The following is a 15,519-nucleotide window of genomic DNA, read 5'->3' as shown; positions in this document are numbered from 1 at the left end:
GTATCCCGGCGATGCCGGGCCTCGCCCGTGCGGAAGTCCCGCCGCGGACGGTCGACCGAACGCCGGACGACGCGCGAGATACCGGCCGTCAGTGGGCGGCCTGGTACCTCTCGATGAGATCCGCCGGAACCCGTCCGCGTGCATTGACCTCGATGCCTTGCGACCGCGCCCATTCGCGGACCTTCACCGGGTCCGGGCCCTGACCGGTGGAACGCGCTCCCTTGCGGCCGCGCCGGGCGGCGGTACCCGTCTTGCGGGCGGCACCGAAGTAGGGCGCCAACTTGTCCAACAACTGCTGGTAGGTGTCCTCGCCGAGGTCGATCTCGTAGGTGACGCCATCCAACGCAAAAGTATGGGTTGCGATGTCTTCACCGGTCTCGCCGGTGACATCATCGGTGTAGAGCGTGACTACGCGCTGAGCCATTGTGGAGAATCCCCTTCCTGGGAGCGGGGAGATCGTACACCCAGACCGGAAGACCGACCCCCTCGAAATCGACGACGGATAGCGACTCCGGATCTCATCGGCACGGAACGCCCACTGCGGCGTTGCGATCAATGGCCGCACGAGTTCCTGTGGTAGACCGAGACGGTTATGCCTTCGCCGCCGACCGGCGAAAGGTCGGCCGCCGGGAAGATCCCGAAGCCGGGCATTTGCCGGCCATCCCGGGCGGCCATTGGTAATCGTCGCGATTCCCGCCCCGATCCGCCGGGCGATCGACATAGGGTGTGCGGAAGCCGCCGTGCGGGCACCCCGTGGGGGCCGGCGGGCCGGCCGGCTTCCGCTCCCCCGGCACCCGGAGTTGGCGTTGTTGTTTCGACACGAGGTACTGACCAGGATCGCGTCCGGCGAGGTCGACCTGGCGTTCCGACGCTGGCGCACACCCGCCGTCCGTCCCGGGACCGGACTGCGCACCGAGGTCGGTGTACTGGAGGTCGGCACGGTCGAGGCGGTGTCGCCCGACGACGTCGGCGACCGGGACGCGCAACGCGCGGGCTACCCCGGCCGAGCGGAGTTGCTGGCCGACCAACGCCCGGGCGAAGACCGGCAGTTGTACCGGATCACGCTACGCCTGGCGGGCGCGGACCCACGGGTGGGACTGCGTGCGGACACCGACCTGTCGACGGCGGACCTCGACGAGATCGTCGCGGGCCTGCGCCGTCTGGACGCGCGCAGCGGACGCGGTCCGTGGACCACCGCGATGCTGGCACTGATCGACGCCAACCCCGCCGTACGAGCCCCCGATCTGGCCGCCGGCGTCGGCCGGGAGACCGCCCGTTTCAAGGCGGACGTACGCAAACTCAAGGAACGCGGCCTGACCGAGAGCCTGGCCGTCGGCTACCGGATCTCACCGCGCGGCAAACTGGTCCTCGATCACCTGGTCCGCACCGCGCCGGACTGAGCACCGCGGGCCGCGGGGGCGCCGGCGAGTCGCGAGGGGGGCAGCGTGACGGGCACCGGGCGCACCGCGCGGCCGTGTTCGTCCAGCAGCCGACCCATGCGCTTGGGGCTGTGCAGGGCGACGGCACGGTCGCGGATTTCCAGGTCCGGGAAACGTTCGGACAGGCCGGCCTCGAAGCCGGCCATGCCGTCCAGTCCGTGCAGCCACACGATGATCAGCAGGTTGTGCGGGCCGCTGACGGACACGCACGAACGCACCTGTTCCATCCGGGCGACCGCGTTGCCGGTGAACCGGAGATTTCCGTGCGCGACGTTCGCCAGATAGACCACCATGGCCCGGAACCCGGCCGACGGGTGGGCGATGTCGCACCGGAACGAGATGTCCTGGTCGCGGATCATCCGCTGGACCCGGCGGCGCGCGGTGTGTTCGCTCATGCCGGTCGCGGCGCCCAACTCGGTGTAGCCGAGCCGACCGTCCCCGCCCAGGGCCCGCAGCAGGCTCCAGTCCTCCGCCGAGCGTTCCTGGGACCGGGTGCTGTAGACGATCGGCCGGAGCGGGCTCGCGGGCGGGAGCCGGGCGCGCGCGGCGGGTTCCATCGCCCGCATCCGCCAGTCGCCGCCCGCACTGAAGAGCGTGACGCCCAGCCGGGTGCGGGTGGAGAGCACGCCCGGTAGTGCGCCGATGTCGCGGTGCACGACGTGCCCGAGGGTGGGCAGGTCGGGGGCGGCCAGGGACAGGAACAGGTCGAAGTCGCCGGTCATCTCGTCCACGCTGAAGACCCAGGGCCGTTCGGCCGTCGCGGCGATGATCCGGTCGAGTGCGCGGGGTCGGCACCTGACCTCGACGTAGGCAACCGCGGCCGATTTCGCCGAGGTGTGTGCGGTGACCCAGGCCAGGCCCTGCGCCCGCATCCGGTCCCAGCGCCGGGCCACCGTGGTCGCGTCCACGCCGAGCGCCGAACCGACGCGGGACCAGGGAGCGCGGGGCGCGGCCTGGAGCGCCTCCACGATCGCGAGATCGAGTTCGGAGAATCGCCCGCCGGAATCCTGCGCATCGCTCATCGACAGGATGCTATCCGGCAATTCCCGCCCGACGGCGCGACGAACCCGGATCCTGGCCGTACGCCAGGCCCCTGCCAAGGAGACCCGTTGTCTCTCGCTCCCTCGCGCGCCAAGCCGGCCGCGGACCGGTCGTCTCGGGTCCGACACCCTTGGCTGCGCTACCTGTTGGGTCGGCTCGCGGGTGTCGTCCTGGTGCCGGCCGTCCTGGTCGTGGGCACGTTCGCGATCGTGCAACTGCTGCCGGGGGATCCGGCCGCGGTCGCGGCGGGGCGAAACGCGGACCCGGCACAGACCGAACGGGTGCGGCACGAATTGGGGTTGGACAGGTCGTGGGTCGCGCGATTCGGCGACTACGTGTCCGGGTTGGCGACCGGCGATCTGGGCACGTCCTACCGCAGCGGCGAGCCCGTCACCGACGTGTTGGCACAACGACTGCCCTACGCCATTGAGTTGGTGCTGGCGGCGATCCTGGTGGGGTCGGTGGTCGCGGCCTCGTCGACCTCGACGCCCGGGACGGGTGGGCCGTTGTCGGCCGGGCTGCTCGGCGGCACGGTGGTCGCGGCGAGCGTGTTCGCCTGGCCGGGGTTGGGGGCGCGGGTGGTCGAGGCGATTCTCAACCGGGACTACCCGGTGGTCCAGGGCGCGGTGTTGGCGCTGGGCGTGCCGGCGTGCCTGGTCGGCCTCGCGGTGGATCTGCTGCTCGCGCTGCCGAACCGGAACACGCTCACCGGAAACCCGCAGGCATGACGGCCCGCGGGGACGACCCCGACCGCCGAACGGGTCGGGTCGGCCGTCGGGTTCGCCGCCGTGCGGATCAGCCGTGTTCGAGCGCGACCTTCCGCAGGGCGCGATCCAGCGGCTCGGGAAGCCACCAGGCCCGAGGCACGACCGCGCGGCAGCCGCACGGGAATTCGCGAAACGCTACCCGTGATCGGCAGCATGGTGGGTGCCCCGAGCGGCGCCGCCCGGCGCGATCAGCCCTGTCTCGTAGGCCAGGACCACCGCCTGCACCCGGTCGCGCAGGTTGAGTTTCGACAGGATGCGGCCGATGTGCGTCTTGACCGTGGTCGGGCTCAGCGACAGGCGCTCGGCCAGTTCGGCGTTGCTCAGGCCGGTGGCCAGCAGCCGGAGCACCTCCAACTCGCGCGGAGTCAACTCGGACAGGTCGCGCGGCGGTGTCCCGCGTGGCTCGTCGTGGTGCGCGAAGCGCTCGATCAGTCGGCGGGTGATGGTCGGCGCGAGCAGTGCGTCGCCGGCCTGGACCAGGCACACCGCGGCGACCAGTTGCTCCGGCGTGACGTCCTTGAGCAGGAAACCGCTGGCTCCGGCGGTGAGCGCGGCGTAGACGTAGTGGTCCAGGTCGTACGTGGTCAGGATGATCACCCGGGTGCCGGTCGAGCCGCCATCGGCCAGGATGCGCCGGGTCGCCTCGATGCCGTCCATCTGCGGCATCCGGATGTCCATCAGCACCACGTCGGGCCGGGTGCGCCGGACGGCGGCGATCGCCTCGGCGCCGTTGGCCGCCTCGGCCGCCACCTCGATGCCGTCGGAGGCCAGGATCATCCCGAAGCCGGTCCGCACCAGCGCCTGGTCGTCGGCGATGACCACCCGCAGGGCCGGCCGGTTCACGCCGTCCGCCACGGAATGCGGGCCCGGATGCGATATCCGCCCGTGAGGGTCGGGCCGACGGTCAACTCTCCGTCGTAGACCGCCAGTCGCTCGCGCAAGCCGATCAACCCGCGCCCATTGCCGTCCAGCGCCCGGCCGCCGGGCCCGCCACCGGTGTCGGTGACCTCGATCTCCAGGCAGTCGTCGGCATATCCGAGGACGACGCTCGCCGCCGCGCCGGGCGCGTGCTTGATCGTGTTGGTCAGCGCCTCCTGGACCACCCGGTAGGCCGCCAGGTCCACCCCGGGCGGCAGCGGGTCCGCCGGCAGCGACATCGCGACGCGTACCGGGGTGCCGGCCGCGCGTACCCGTTCGATCAGCTCGTCCAACCGGTCGAGTCCGGGTTGGGGTTCGAGGTCGTCGGGACGCTCGTGGTCGGCCGCGGCGAGCAGCCCCATCACATGGCGCAGTTCGGCCATCGCCGCCCGCCCGCCGGCCTCGACCGCGAGCAGCGCCTCCTTGGAACGTTCCGGCGCCGCGTCCATCACCTTGCGCGCCGCACCCGCCTGGATAACCATCACGCTGACATTGTGCGTCACGACGTCGTGCAATTCGGCGGCGATCCTGGACCGTTCCTCCTCGACGGCCCGGCGGGTGGCCTGTTCCTGGGCCTGTTGCAGCCGGGTGTACCGATCCCGGCTCGCCGCCAACTCCCGTCGCCAGAACAGCACCAGCCCGGCGAGTGCCCCCGCCACCAGCAGCACCACACCCGGGCTCGACCAGCCCGGCAGGATCGGCGCCGAGTCCCGGAAGGCGACACCGGCCAAAACCGCGGCGCCCACCAACACGCAGACCGCACGCACCCGGTAGCGGCTGTAGACGACGGCGCTGTACGCGCCGATCACGCAGGTCAGCACGGTGATCCAGGACGCGCCGTCCTCGCCGATGGCCACCCCCGCGCACAACACCGCGGTGAACGCGGCCAGCGGGTATCGACGTCGGACGGCCAACGGAAGCGCGGAGAGCACCACGAACGGCCAGGGCACGGACGAGGGCACGTATTCCGGCCCCCAGACTTCCGGCGGCCGCGGCGGCTCGGGGGGCCGGGACGGATCGGAGGGCTCGGGCGGCTCGAACGGAACGACGCGTTGCATGTCCTGGACCGGGCCACTGTCGGGATACCGCACCGCCACGACCAGGGCGAGCAGGGTCAGCACGATCGCCAGCACCGCGTCGACCCGCACCGCCCGTCGCGACAACGGGACCTGTCCCGGCTCCGGGCGCAGCACGATCGCCAGCCGCGCCCGCCACCCACGCCGGACCGCCGGCTCGTCTTCGCCTTCCACCGGTTCATTGTGCGACCCACCCCCGCCGGGCCGCATCCGCCTGCCCGACCACGGCCCGCTCCCCAGGGCGTACTTCGCAGGGATGACCCCGCGCCCGAGTCCGCCGCAGGGAGGGCCGAATGTCGGTTGGCAGGCCGACGCGCCCGGTGCGGGTCCGCCCCTACGTTCGCTGGGCCGGCAAGGACACGGCGCACTCGCGATCGTTAGGACGGACGATTCCCATGACCAACGTGATCGAACTGGCGGGCGTGGCCAAGCGCTACGACAGCGCCGGCGCGCCCGCGCTCGGACCGCTCGACCTCGGCGTCGCCCGGGGTGAGGCGCTCGCGATCACCGGGCCCTCCGGCAGCGGCAAGTCCACGCTGCTCAACCTGGTCGCCGGCCTGGACCGGCCGACCGAGGGCACGGTGACGGTGGCCGGGCGGCGCATCGACGCGCTGAGCGAGCACGCGCTGGCCCACTTCCGCCGCGAACACATCGGCATGGTCTTCCAGTTCTTCAATCTGCTGGACGACCTCACGGTGGCGGACAACATCCGACTGCCCGCCCAGTTGACCGGGACCTCCCGACGCAAGGCGGCGGCCCGGGCCGGCGAACTGATGGAGGTGCTGGGCATCGAGCGGCATGCCGACGCCTACCCGGGTCGGTTGTCCGGTGGCGAACGGCAACGGGTCGCGGTGGCCCGGGCGTTGGTGAATCGGCCCGCGCTGCTGCTCGCCGACGAGCCGACCGGCGCGCTGGACACCGCGTCGGGGCACGACGTACGGGAGTTGCTGGTGAACCTGCACCGGGACGGGCAGACCATCGTGCTGGTCACCCACGACCTGGCGTTGGCCCGAGCGTGCGCGAGTCGCACGATCCACCTGGTCGACGGACACCTGGCGCTCGACCCGAGTGCGGAGCCGGTGCGATGAGCGGCTTCGGTACCGGCGCACTGGGTCGGGTGGTGCGCTCCGGGGTGGGCCGGCGACGGGTGCAGACGCTGGTGGTGGCGCTGGCCACGATGATGGCCGTGGCCTCGGCGGTGGTCGCCGGATCGCTCATGGTCGCCGCGAACGCGCCCTTCGACCACGCCTTCGGGCACCAGCACGGCGCGCACCTGAGCGTGCAGTTCGACCCGGCGGCGGTGGATTCGGCGCAGGTGCGGGCCACCGGGCGGGCCGGTGGGGTCACCGCGACGGCGGGACCGTTCCCGGTGACGACGATCCGCCCGGTGGACAGCCACGGCGGGCGTCCGCCGACGCTGACCCTGGTCGGGCGGTCCAAGCCGGACGCCGACGTGGACGACCTGGACCTGAGGTCGGGCCGATGGGCGGCCGGTCCGGGCGAGATCGTCATGTCCGCGTCCTTCGCCGGCCCCGACATCAGGCTCGGCGCCACGCTGCGTGCCGGGGATGCCGCCGACGCGCCGACTCTGACCATCGTGGGCATCGCCATGTCGGCGAGCAAGACCGCCGACGCGTGGGCCACGCCCGAACAGGTCACCACGTTGGGCCCGGCGGCCGGCCCGCTCACCACGCAGATGCTCTACCGCTTCGCCGCGGCCGGCACCGGCGACGACATCGCCGCCGCCCGGGCCCGGCTCGCCGCGGCGGTGCCCGCCGGTGCGCTGCTGGGCAGTCAGTCGTACCTGGACACCAAGCGCGCCGCCGACCGCAACGCCGCGCCGACCATCCCGTTCCTGCTGGCGTTCGGCGCGCTCGGCATCGCGATGTCGGTGATCATCGTCGGCAGCGTGGTCAGCGGCGCGGTCGGCACCGGGCTGCGCCGGATCGGCATCCTCAAGGCGATCGGCTTCACCCCGCGCGAGGTGGTCCGCGCCTATGTGGCCCAGGCGTTGATCCCGGCCGGCGTCGGCATCGCGCTGGGGGTGCTGCTGGGCAACGTGATGGCGCTGCCGCTGCTGGCGGACACCGAGGAGGTGTACGGGGACACCTCGTTGTCGGTGGCGTGGTGGGTGGATGTCGTGGTGCCCGCCGCCGCGTTGCTCATCGTCACGGTCGCGGCGCTGGTGCCGGCGCTGCGCGCCGGTCGGCTGCGCACGGTCGAGGCGATCGCGATCGGCCGGGCTCCGCGCACCGGGCGGGGTCGGTGGGCGCATCGCGCGGCGGACCGACTGCCGCTGCCGCGGGCGGTGACCTACGGTCTGGCGAGCCCGTTCGCACATCCGGTCCGGATGATCGCGATGTTGCTCGCGGTGGCCTTCGGCACGGTCGCGGCGACCTTCGCGGTGGGGCTGACCTCGTCCCTGAACGCGGTCGGCCGGGCGCAGGACCCGGAGAACCGGGCGGCGATCACCGTGCTCGGCGGCGTTGGGCCCGCCGGCCACTCCGGACCCGGTGAGCCGGCCGGGCCGGGCCCCGGGAAGGGCGGAGCTGGCGGGCAGGCCGATCCCGCGCCGGTGCGCGCCGCGATCGAGGCCCAGCCGGGCACCGGCTCCTACTACGGCCTGACCCGGACCGAGGTCACCGTGGCCGGCATCGCCGGCGCGGTCCAGGCCGCCCTGTACGAGGGGGATTCGCGCAGCGGCGCCTACGAGATGATCGCGGGCCGTTGGCTCGGCGGCCCCGGGGAGGCCGTGGTGCCCACCCGCTTCCTGGACCGCACCGGCACCGGGATCGGCGACACGGTCCGGGTGACCCTCGGGGGCGACACCCGGACGTTGCGGATCGTCGGCGAGGTCTTCGACACCTCGGACGACGGCATGCGGGTGCACGCCGGCCTCGTCGACTTCGCCGCCGCCCGTCCCGACGTGTTCCTGGTGGAGCCGAAGCCGGGTGTGTCGACCGCCGGGTATGCCGAGCAACTGGGCTCGGTGTTGCGTCCGTTGGGCGGCGAGGTGTTGATCAACTCGCCTTCGCGGGCCGACGGTCTGCTGCTGATCCTGGACGCGATGGCCGTCCTGCTCACCCTCATGCTGGTCTCGGTGGCGGCGCTGGGCGTACTCAACTCGGTCGTCCTCGACACCCGTGAGCGGGTCCACGACATCGGCGTGTGCAAGGCCCTGGGCATGACGCCGAGGCAGACCGTGGGCCTGGTTCTCGCCTCGGTGGGCGGCATCGGTCTGCTCGGCGGCCTGATCGGGGTGCCGGCCGGGTTCGCCCTGCACGGCTACGTGCTGCCGGTGATGGGACGCGCGGCCGGCACCGACCTGCCGCCGAGCATCCTCGACGTGTACGGCACGCCGGAGCTGATCCTGCTCGGCCTGGCGGGCGTGCTGATCGCGGTCCTGGGCGCGGCCGTGCCGGCGAGCTGGGCGGCCCGCACGCGCACGGCGACGGCGCTGCGCACCGAGTAAGCCCGCGGCGCGGGTCCGGGCGGCCGACCGGCGGCCCGGACCCGGTGTCGGGTGCGGCTCAGGGCTGGGACCGGACCTCCCACAGGTCCGGGAAGACCGGGGAGAACAGGGTCGCGCGCAGATACGCGGCGCCGGCCGAGCCGCCCGTGCCGATCTGGGCGCCGATGGTGCGCTCGACCATCTTCATGTGCCGGTAGCGCCATTCCTGGAGGCCCTCGTCGATGTCGACGAGGGCCTCGCAGATCTGCGCGCCGGGCCCGGTGTCGTCGAGGTAGACGGCCCGGAGGGTCTCCTGTACCTCCGGGTCCGGTCGCCATGCGGTGCTCGTGTCGCGCTCCAGGACCCGCTCGGGAACCGGGTAGCCCAGCCCCGCGAGGTGCCGCAGCAGCGAGTCGAACACCGACGGGCGGTGGGCGGCGGCCTTGAGCCCCTCGTCCGCACCGACGTCGTAGCCGCCGAACTCGCGTCGCCCCAGCACCGCTTCCAACTCGCGGAACTGCGCGGACTGGAACCCGCTGGAGGTGCCGAGCGCGTCGCGGAAGGACGCGAACTGCCGGGGCGTCATGGTCTCCAGGATGTCCAACTGGCCGACGACGGTCTTCAGGATCTTGGCGACCCGCCGCGCCGTGTGCAGGGCGCCCACGCCGTTGCCGCCCGCCAGTTGTCGCTGGAGCAGGGCCACCTCGTGCAGGATCTGCTTGAACCACAACTCGTAGACCTGGTGGATGACGACGAACAACATCTCGTCGTGCGCGTCCGTCCTGGGCTCCTGGCACGACAGCAGCGTGTCCAGGCGCAGATAGCTTCCGTACGTGACGGCCGGGGCGTCGCTCATCGTCGCTTGTTCTCCTTGCGGGCTTGGATACCGTTCCGACGGGCCGGAAACGACGGGCACCATCCTGTGCCGGTCGAGGACTTTCCGGAATGGCCGACGCACGGAAGGAAGCCGGGTGGATGTCATGATCGCCACGCGTTCGGCCCGGTCGGGTTTACGTATGTGAACCGCCCGGCCGGCGGTTGGGCTAGCCGCCCGGACCGGGCGGGTCCGGGAGGTCCGCGTCGGGGCCCGCTCCGGTCGACCGTCGGCGCAGGCCGACCTGCACGGCACCCAGGACGACCCGCCCGATCACGCCCAGCGCGACCAGGTTCACCAACATCTGGATCATGGCCACCACACGCGCGACCTCGGACGTCGGCGCGATGTCGCCGAAGCCGACGGTGGTGAACACGGTGACGGTGAAGTAGAGCGCGTCGGTTCGGGTCAGCGGTTCGGTGAAGGCGTCCGCGCGGTCCGATCCGATCATGAAATAGAACGCGGCGAAGAGCACCAGGAGGAAGGGCAGCAGGATGGACAGCGCCTCGACGGCCCGCAGTCGTGGTCGGTCGGCGCGGGTGATCGCGTCGATCTGCCAGAGCACCAGGGCGGCGAACACGAGCAGCCCGACGCCGAGGCCGATTCCGGCGGCGACGTCCAGGGGGCGGTCCAACGGAAGCACGTAGTACAGGACCAGCAGCAGGACGGCGGTGACCAGGCCACGCAGCAGCCCGAGCAGCACCATCCGTCGGCCGACCGGATCCTTGGTGGCGAACAACGTTCCTCGCAACGTCGACGTCGGATCTCCGGGCGACTGGTCCGAGGTGAAGATCCGCCTCCTCGGGGGCCACCTTAGCCCGCATTTGCGACAAATTCGGGTGAACGGGTCGGCGTGGCGTGTGGTCGGGGACCGGGTTTCGCCGGCGTGTCCGCCGTGCGCTCGGCCCTCCCCGCGACCGCCGAGCCCGACCCGGTGGTTGCCTCGGCGCCGCGGCGGCACTAACGTCGAAGGGTGACTGCCGGGTCGGCCATGGGCCATTCACGAGTAGGGCACCCGGCCTCGGCGTGATGCCCAGGCGGGCCAGAGCCCCGCCCTTCTCCTCTCCGTCTCCTCGCTTCCGGCGCCCGCACGCGGCGCCCGTTCGTACGGATTTCCAGACCGGAGAGGGTCCCACCGATGACGCACGACCAGCAGCAGACCCCGCAACTTCCGATATCCACCGTGCAGTTGAACCACACCGCGATCTACGCCGCGGACCGGCGGGCGGCGGCCGAATTCCTCGCCACGGTCCTGGGCCTGGAGGTCGGCGCCCCGTTCGGGCCGTTCCTGCCCATCGACCTCGGCAACGGCGTGACGCTCGACTATTACGAGAAGCGCGACGAGCCGATCCAGTCCCAGCACTACGCGTTCCTGGTCCCGGAGGGGCGGTTCGACGGCATGATCGCCCGCCTGGAGGCGCTCGGCGTCACCTACTACGCCGACCCGCACCACACCCGCCCCGGCGAGATCAACGACCTCTTCGGCGGCCGCGGCGCCTACTTCGAGGACCCGAACCGCCACAACATGGAAATCCTGACCCGCCCGTACGTGCGCCCCTAGGGCATGTCCTCGATGCCCGGGGGCGGACACCTGCCCGCCCCCGGGCGGCACGGCGGGATGGGACAAGGACGGAACGGGACGGCCGGACGATCACGCGGTGACCATTTCCGAACCGGGTCGCGGATCCGTCCGGAAGCGGTAACAGCGGGACGCGCGGGCCGCGGTGGCGGCTAGGTTCCTGGGACGACGGGTCGCCGCAGGGCGTTTCGCACGTGGATCGGTCCGGGGGGACGTGGTCCGCGACCCGTCTTCGTACTACACCGAATCCGGGGGGAACACGGTGCGAAGCTCCGTCAAGTCCACGCGCGTAGTCCGTCGATCCGTACGGCGCGCCGCGCTGCCGCTCACCGCGCTCGTCCTGATCGCGGGGCTGAGCGCCTGCGAATCCGCCGGCGGCGACGGCGACAAGGCGAATCCGAAGGCCGTTTCGACGCAACCGGGCAAGTTTGGGGAGGCGCCCGGCACCAGGCCGCCCGCGGACAAGCCCGGCGAGAAGCCGGCCGACAAACCCGCGGACACGTCCGCGGACCCGAAGGCACCGCAGAACAAGGCGCCCGCGACCAAGGCCCAATTGACCGCCGCACTGCTGAACGCGCAGGAACTCCCCGCGGGACTGACCGTCAAGGGGACCGTCGACCCGAACCGGAGCGATTCGCCGACCGTCTCCGATCCGCGCTGCCAACCGATGCTCGGTCAGGGCCGAACCAGCTCCGCCACCATCGAACGCAACCTCGTGGGCGGCACCGATCCGCAGGGCGTCGTCCAGCCCGACACCGACATCGTACTGAGCAGTTACGCACTCGACCGGCTCGACCGGCAGTGGTCCACCTACCTGGTTGCGGCGAAGACCTGTAAGCGGTTCACCTTCCAAGTCGACGGCGGAACGGTCGAATTCCAAGTGCTCGACGTGCGCCTCGACGCCTACGGTCCGGGCAGCATCGAGATCTCCTCGATGTTGCGGGTCGGCGGCGCCACCGCGCCGTTCACCCAGGCCATCGCCCGAGTCGGCACGACCGTGGTGCAGTTGCAGGCAAGCGGCGAGGACGGCACCACGACCGCGCCGACCTTCCCGGACCACCTCGTGCAGGGTCAGATCGACAAGGTCCGGTCCGAGATCGGCGGCTGACGGCGTCAACGGGCCCCGGCGACCGGGCCGTTCGGGTGATCCACGACCGAACGGACCGGTCGCCCGCCGGACCCTCGATTCGCCGAGGGGGCCACCCTCCGCGACGGGTGGGCGACCGGTCCCGGCGCCGATCCGCGCCCCGCCATTGACGTCGCCCCGTCGCGGCACGACGATGATTCGCGGCCCGCCCCACACGCGCGATTCGAGAGAACCGCCTTCGGCACGGTGAGGACCGCTGGTGGCGCACACCGATCCCACGCGGCACGACCTGCTGCTCCTGGCCCGGCGTCGGCTCGCCGCCGGGGGCGTCGTCCTGTACGGGCCGAGCGGGATCGGCAAGACCTTCCTGCTGCGCTCGCTGATCGACACGGCCGATCCCAAGGCGCTCGTACTGGTCACCGAACCGGGCCCCGACGACCGGGAGTTGCCCTTCTCCTCGCTGGCCGACCTGTTCGGCCCGGTCGACGACGAAGTGCTCCGTACCCTGCCCCCACCACAACGCTCCGCACTGCGCGTCGTGCTGTGTCGCGAAGCGCCGGGCCCGGGCGGCCCGGACCCGCTCGCCCTGCGCCTGGGCGTGCTCGCACTGTTGCGCGCGTTGTCCGCGCGCGGCCCGATACTCCTCGGCATCGACGGCGCGCAATGGGTGGACGCGGCCGGCGCCGAGGTGCTGGCCTTCGCCGCCCGGCGGCTGGACCCGGCCGCGATCCGGGTCGTCGTCGCGGAGACCTCGGATCCGCCGGCCGGCCCGGTGACCGGCGGCAGGTTCTGCCCCGGCACCCCCTTCGAACTCGAACTGCCCGCCCTGGGCCTGCCGGAGACCCGCGATCTCCTCGACCGCCACCGGGTCGACCACGTGCCCGGCCACGACCCCGTTGCCGGCGACCACCGGCCGCTGCCGCACTGGCTGAGCAGGCAGGTGTACGAGGCGAGCGCGGGCAACCCGATGTACGCGCTCGAACTCGACCGCGCGCTGCGCCGGTTGCCCCGTCTCCCAGCCCGCGACCAGCCGTTGCCGGTGCCCGATCGGCTGCGCCGACTGCTCACCGCGCGCCTGGAGGGGCTGCCGGCCGAGGCCCGCCGGCTGCTCCTGCTGGTCGGCGCCGGCAGCCGGCCCACCATCGGCCTGCTGCGCGCCGCGAGCGAACTGGGCCGGCGCGTGCCCGCCCAGGCGATTGCCGCGCCGACCGCCGGGTCGGACGGACCGGGCGGCGAAGGGGTCCGGCCCACCGTGGCCGGTGCCGTCGCCGCCGGCATCCTCGACGTGTGCGAGGACGGGGACCGATTGCGGTTCACCCACCCGCTGTTCGCCGCCGCGCTGTACGCCGACGGCTCGCCGGAGGAGCGCCGGGCCGCGCACGCCGCGCTCGCCGAGGTGTCGGGCGATCCGGTCGACCGGGCCCGGCACCTGGCGTTGGCCGCGCCGTGGCCGGACGAACGGGTCGCGGCGACGGTGATCGCCGCCGCCGCGCAGGCCCGGCGCCGGGGCCTGCCGGACGAGGCCGCGGCCCTGGCCCGACTCGCGGTGGCCCGAACGCCCGACGAACACGCCGACCGCCGCTGCGAACGTTGCCTGGAGGGCGCCGGGCACGCGTATGCCGCGGCCGACTACGAACTCTCGCGTGAACTGGCGCACCGCGTCTTCACGTACGGGTCCACGCCCGGGCAACGCGTCCGGGCCTGCATCCAGATCATCAACGCGGCCAACCAGGCACTGCACGACCTGGACGAGGTGTTCGCCGAGGCATTCGCCCAGGTCGGCGACGACCTGTGCGGTCGCGCCCGACTGCACTACCTGCGCGCCTGCAAGGCACACATCAGCGACGGCAACTCCGCCGTTGCGTGGGCCGAGGCCGCCCGGGCCGCGGCACTCGCCCGGCAGGCCGAGGATCTGACCACCGAGCAGGTGGCGCTCGCCCTCCAGGCGTTCGTGGGCACCCTGCAGGGCCGTCCGGACGCACGCGATCCGCTCACCCGGGCATTGGCCCGCCCGCAGGACGCGGGGCCCACCGGGCGGCACGCCGGACCTCGGGCGGTCAAGGCCCGGTTGGACTTCTTCGCCGACCGCCTCGTCGACGCGGGCGCCGAACTCGATCGTATGTTGCGTCGGGCCGAGGAGTCCGACGACGCGGAGGAGCGGGTGTTCGTGCTCTGTGCCAGGATCGACGTCGACGTGCGGGCCGGGCGCTGCGACCGGGCGATGGCCGGCGCTCACGAGGTGTTGCGGCTGGCCCGGGACATGGGCGCCTACCTCGGCCAGGTGTACTACGCGGTGGCGGTCGCGGAGGCCGCGGGCGGGGACCTGGAACGCGGTGCGGAGTCGGCCCGCGAGGGGGTGCGCGCCGCACGGGCCGACCAGGAACAGGTGTACCTGCCGCTCGCGCTGTGCGTACTGGGCCAGATCCAACGGCGATTGGGCGATCCGGTCGGCGCCGTGGGCTGCCTGGGCCGGGCCCGCGCCATCGCCGCCCGGCGCGGCATCGTCGACCCGGCGGCGATTCCGTGGTCGGTGGACCTGGCCGAGGCGCTGCTGGCGCTGGGCGACCACGCCCAGGCCCGCGCGATCGTCGACGAGGTCCGGGGCACCGCGGTCCGGTTGGGCCGGGACGGGGTGGTGGCGTCGCTGACCCGGGCGGACGCGATGGTGCGCGGCGAGTCCGGCGACCTGGTGGGCGCGGCCTCGTGCCTGCGCGAGACCGCCGCGCGCCACCACGAACTCGGGCTTCCCATCGAGCACGGTCGCGACCTGTTGGCGCTGGGCGCGGTGGAGTTGCGGCGCCGGCACCCGGCCGCCGCGCTGACCTCGTGGCGGGCCGCGGAGACGGCCTTCGCACAGGCGGACGCGCGTCCCTGGCTCGACCGCACCCGGACCGAACTCGCCCGCCTGACCCGCGTGGCCGACCCCGAACCGGGCGAGCGGCCCGGCGAGGCCCGCAGTCGCGCGCTGACGCCCGCCGAACACCGGGTGGCCGAACTGGTCGGCGACGGCGCGACCAATCGCGAGATCGCCACCCGCCTGTTCCTGTCCGCCAAGACGGTCGAGTCCACCCTGACCCGGGTCTACCGCAAACTCGGCATCCGCTCGCGCGCCGACCTGATCAGGCTCTCCCTGGACCCGTCCGGCGAACCGGACCCGCCGGGCTGACCCGCGGCGCCGCACACCGCATCCGGACACGCCGCCCGCCGGGCGGCTCGCAGGGGGCCACCGGGAAACCCCCTGCTTTGCGCTCGGGGGGTTCCCGGTCGGCAGCCGGTGGATGAGCGTT

Annotated in this window: 13 protein-coding genes; 7 read left to right on the top strand and 6 right to left on the bottom strand. The window is 72.8% G+C overall.

Annotated elements, in window-relative coordinates:
* Positions 1-88: 88 nt before the first annotated feature.
* Complete coding sequence (locus ACH4U8_RS07465) at positions 89-424, bottom strand: Lsr2 family protein (RefSeq protein ID WP_360318032.1); 336 nt, start codon at positions 422-424, stop codon at positions 89-91.
* A 382-nt stretch (positions 425-806) separates the two neighbouring features.
* Here ACH4U8_RS07465 and ACH4U8_RS07460 point away from each other — a divergent pair, with 382 nt between their 5' ends.
* Positions 807-1,400 carry a hypothetical protein gene (locus tag ACH4U8_RS07460; protein WP_395776083.1) on the top strand — a complete coding sequence of 198 codons (594 nt, stop codon included), beginning with the start codon at positions 807-809 and terminating at the stop codon, positions 1,398-1,400.
* Here ACH4U8_RS07460 and ACH4U8_RS07455 read toward each other — a convergent pair.
* Positions 1,373-2,461 (bottom strand): Lrp/AsnC family transcriptional regulator, encoded by a 1,089-nt coding sequence (locus tag ACH4U8_RS07455; protein ID WP_395776082.1) that lies wholly within the window; start codon positions 2,459-2,461, stop codon positions 1,373-1,375. The genes ACH4U8_RS07460 and ACH4U8_RS07455 overlap by 28 nt on opposite strands.
* A gap of 87 nt (positions 2,462-2,548) precedes the next feature.
* On the opposite strand from ACH4U8_RS07455, the gene ACH4U8_RS07450 reads away from it, so the two are divergent.
* Positions 2,549-3,208: an ABC transporter permease gene (locus ACH4U8_RS07450; RefSeq protein WP_395776081.1), complete on the top strand. Its 660-nt coding sequence runs from the start codon at positions 2,549-2,551 to the stop codon at positions 3,206-3,208.
* A 174-nt stretch (positions 3,209-3,382) separates the two neighbouring features.
* Here ACH4U8_RS07450 and ACH4U8_RS07445 read toward each other — a convergent pair whose 3' ends face one another.
* Together ACH4U8_RS07445 and ACH4U8_RS07440 are read right to left on the bottom strand one after the other, a co-directional pair.
* Positions 3,383-4,102: a response regulator gene (locus ACH4U8_RS07445; RefSeq protein ID WP_395776080.1), complete on the bottom strand. Its 720-nt coding sequence runs from the start codon at positions 4,100-4,102 to the stop codon at positions 3,383-3,385.
* Positions 4,087-5,451 (bottom strand): sensor histidine kinase, encoded by a 1,365-nt coding sequence (locus ACH4U8_RS07440; protein WP_395776079.1) that lies wholly within the window; start codon positions 5,449-5,451, stop codon positions 4,087-4,089. The genes ACH4U8_RS07445 and ACH4U8_RS07440 overlap by 16 nt, the downstream gene beginning before the upstream one ends.
* 185 nt (positions 5,452-5,636) lie before the next feature.
* Between ACH4U8_RS07440 and ACH4U8_RS07435 the strand changes: the two genes are divergently transcribed.
* Both ACH4U8_RS07435 and ACH4U8_RS07430 read left to right on the top strand, forming a co-directional pair.
* Positions 5,637-6,329 carry an ABC transporter ATP-binding protein gene (locus ACH4U8_RS07435; protein ID WP_395776078.1) on the top strand — a complete coding sequence of 231 codons (693 nt, stop codon included), beginning with the start codon at positions 5,637-5,639 and terminating at the stop codon, positions 6,327-6,329.
* Entirely contained in the window at positions 6,326-8,713 is a 2,388-nt protein-coding gene (locus ACH4U8_RS07430) for an ABC transporter permease (protein WP_395776077.1), read from the top strand. Before ACH4U8_RS07435 ends, ACH4U8_RS07430 begins: the two co-directional genes overlap by 4 nt.
* Positions 8,714-8,771: 58 nt before the next feature.
* Here the strand turns inward: ACH4U8_RS07430 and ACH4U8_RS07425 are convergent, their stop codons facing one another.
* Positions 8,772-9,548, bottom strand: coding sequence for a tryptophan 2,3-dioxygenase (locus ACH4U8_RS07425; protein WP_379991660.1), 777 nt, complete (start codon positions 9,546-9,548; stop codon positions 8,772-8,774).
* Positions 9,549-9,735: 187 nt separating this feature from the next.
* On the bottom strand, positions 9,736-10,305 hold the full coding sequence (locus ACH4U8_RS07420) for a potassium channel family protein (protein WP_395776076.1): 570 nt from the start codon (positions 10,303-10,305) through the stop codon (positions 9,736-9,738).
* Between the two features lie 399 nt (positions 10,306-10,704).
* On the opposite strand from ACH4U8_RS07420, the gene ACH4U8_RS07415 reads away from it, so the two are divergent.
* From ACH4U8_RS07415 to ACH4U8_RS07405, 3 genes are all read left to right on the top strand, one after another.
* A complete protein-coding gene (locus tag ACH4U8_RS07415; protein WP_395776075.1) occupies positions 10,705-11,127 on the top strand; it encodes a VOC family protein in 423 nt (140 codons plus the stop codon).
* Between the two features lie 280 nt (positions 11,128-11,407).
* Complete coding sequence (locus ACH4U8_RS07410; RefSeq protein WP_395776074.1) at positions 11,408-12,253, top strand: hypothetical protein; 846 nt, start codon at positions 11,408-11,410, stop codon at positions 12,251-12,253.
* Positions 12,254-12,491: 238 nt separating this feature from the next.
* The gene (locus ACH4U8_RS07405; protein ID WP_395776073.1) at positions 12,492-15,398 is read left to right on the top strand and encodes an AAA family ATPase; all 2,907 of its coding nucleotides are present in this window, start codon (positions 12,492-12,494) and stop codon (positions 15,396-15,398) included.
* The last annotated feature ends 121 nt before the right edge of the window (positions 15,399-15,519 follow it).

This window comes from Embleya sp. NPDC020886, from assembly GCF_044333915.1.
Classification (GTDB): Bacteria; Actinomycetota; Actinomycetes; order Streptomycetales; family Streptomycetaceae; genus Embleya.
Note: the sequence above shows the minus strand (reverse complement) of the source record. Positions and strands in the feature narration are given on the sequence as shown.

Excerpts from the sequence above, each read along its gene's own strand:
- ACH4U8_RS07465 (WP_360318032.1), bottom strand. The coding sequence starts at position 424 with ATGGCTCAGCGCGTAGTCACGCTCTACACCGATGATGTCACCGGCGAG.
- ACH4U8_RS07455 (WP_395776082.1), bottom strand. The coding sequence starts at position 2,461 with ATGAGCGATGCGCAGGATTCCGGCGGGCGATTCTCCGAACTCGATCTC.
- ACH4U8_RS07440 (WP_395776079.1), bottom strand. The coding sequence starts at position 5,451 with ATGCGGCCCGGCGGGGGTGGGTCGCACAATGAACCGGTGGAAGGCGAA.
- ACH4U8_RS07435 (WP_395776078.1), top strand. The coding sequence starts at position 5,637 with ATGACCAACGTGATCGAACTGGCGGGCGTGGCCAAGCGCTACGACAGC.
- ACH4U8_RS07430 (WP_395776077.1), top strand. The coding sequence starts at position 6,326 with ATGAGCGGCTTCGGTACCGGCGCACTGGGTCGGGTGGTGCGCTCCGGG.
- ACH4U8_RS07425 (WP_379991660.1), bottom strand. The coding sequence starts at position 9,548 with ATGAGCGACGCCCCGGCCGTCACGTACGGAAGCTATCTGCGCCTGGAC.
- ACH4U8_RS07415 (WP_395776075.1), top strand. The coding sequence starts at position 10,705 with ATGACGCACGACCAGCAGCAGACCCCGCAACTTCCGATATCCACCGTG.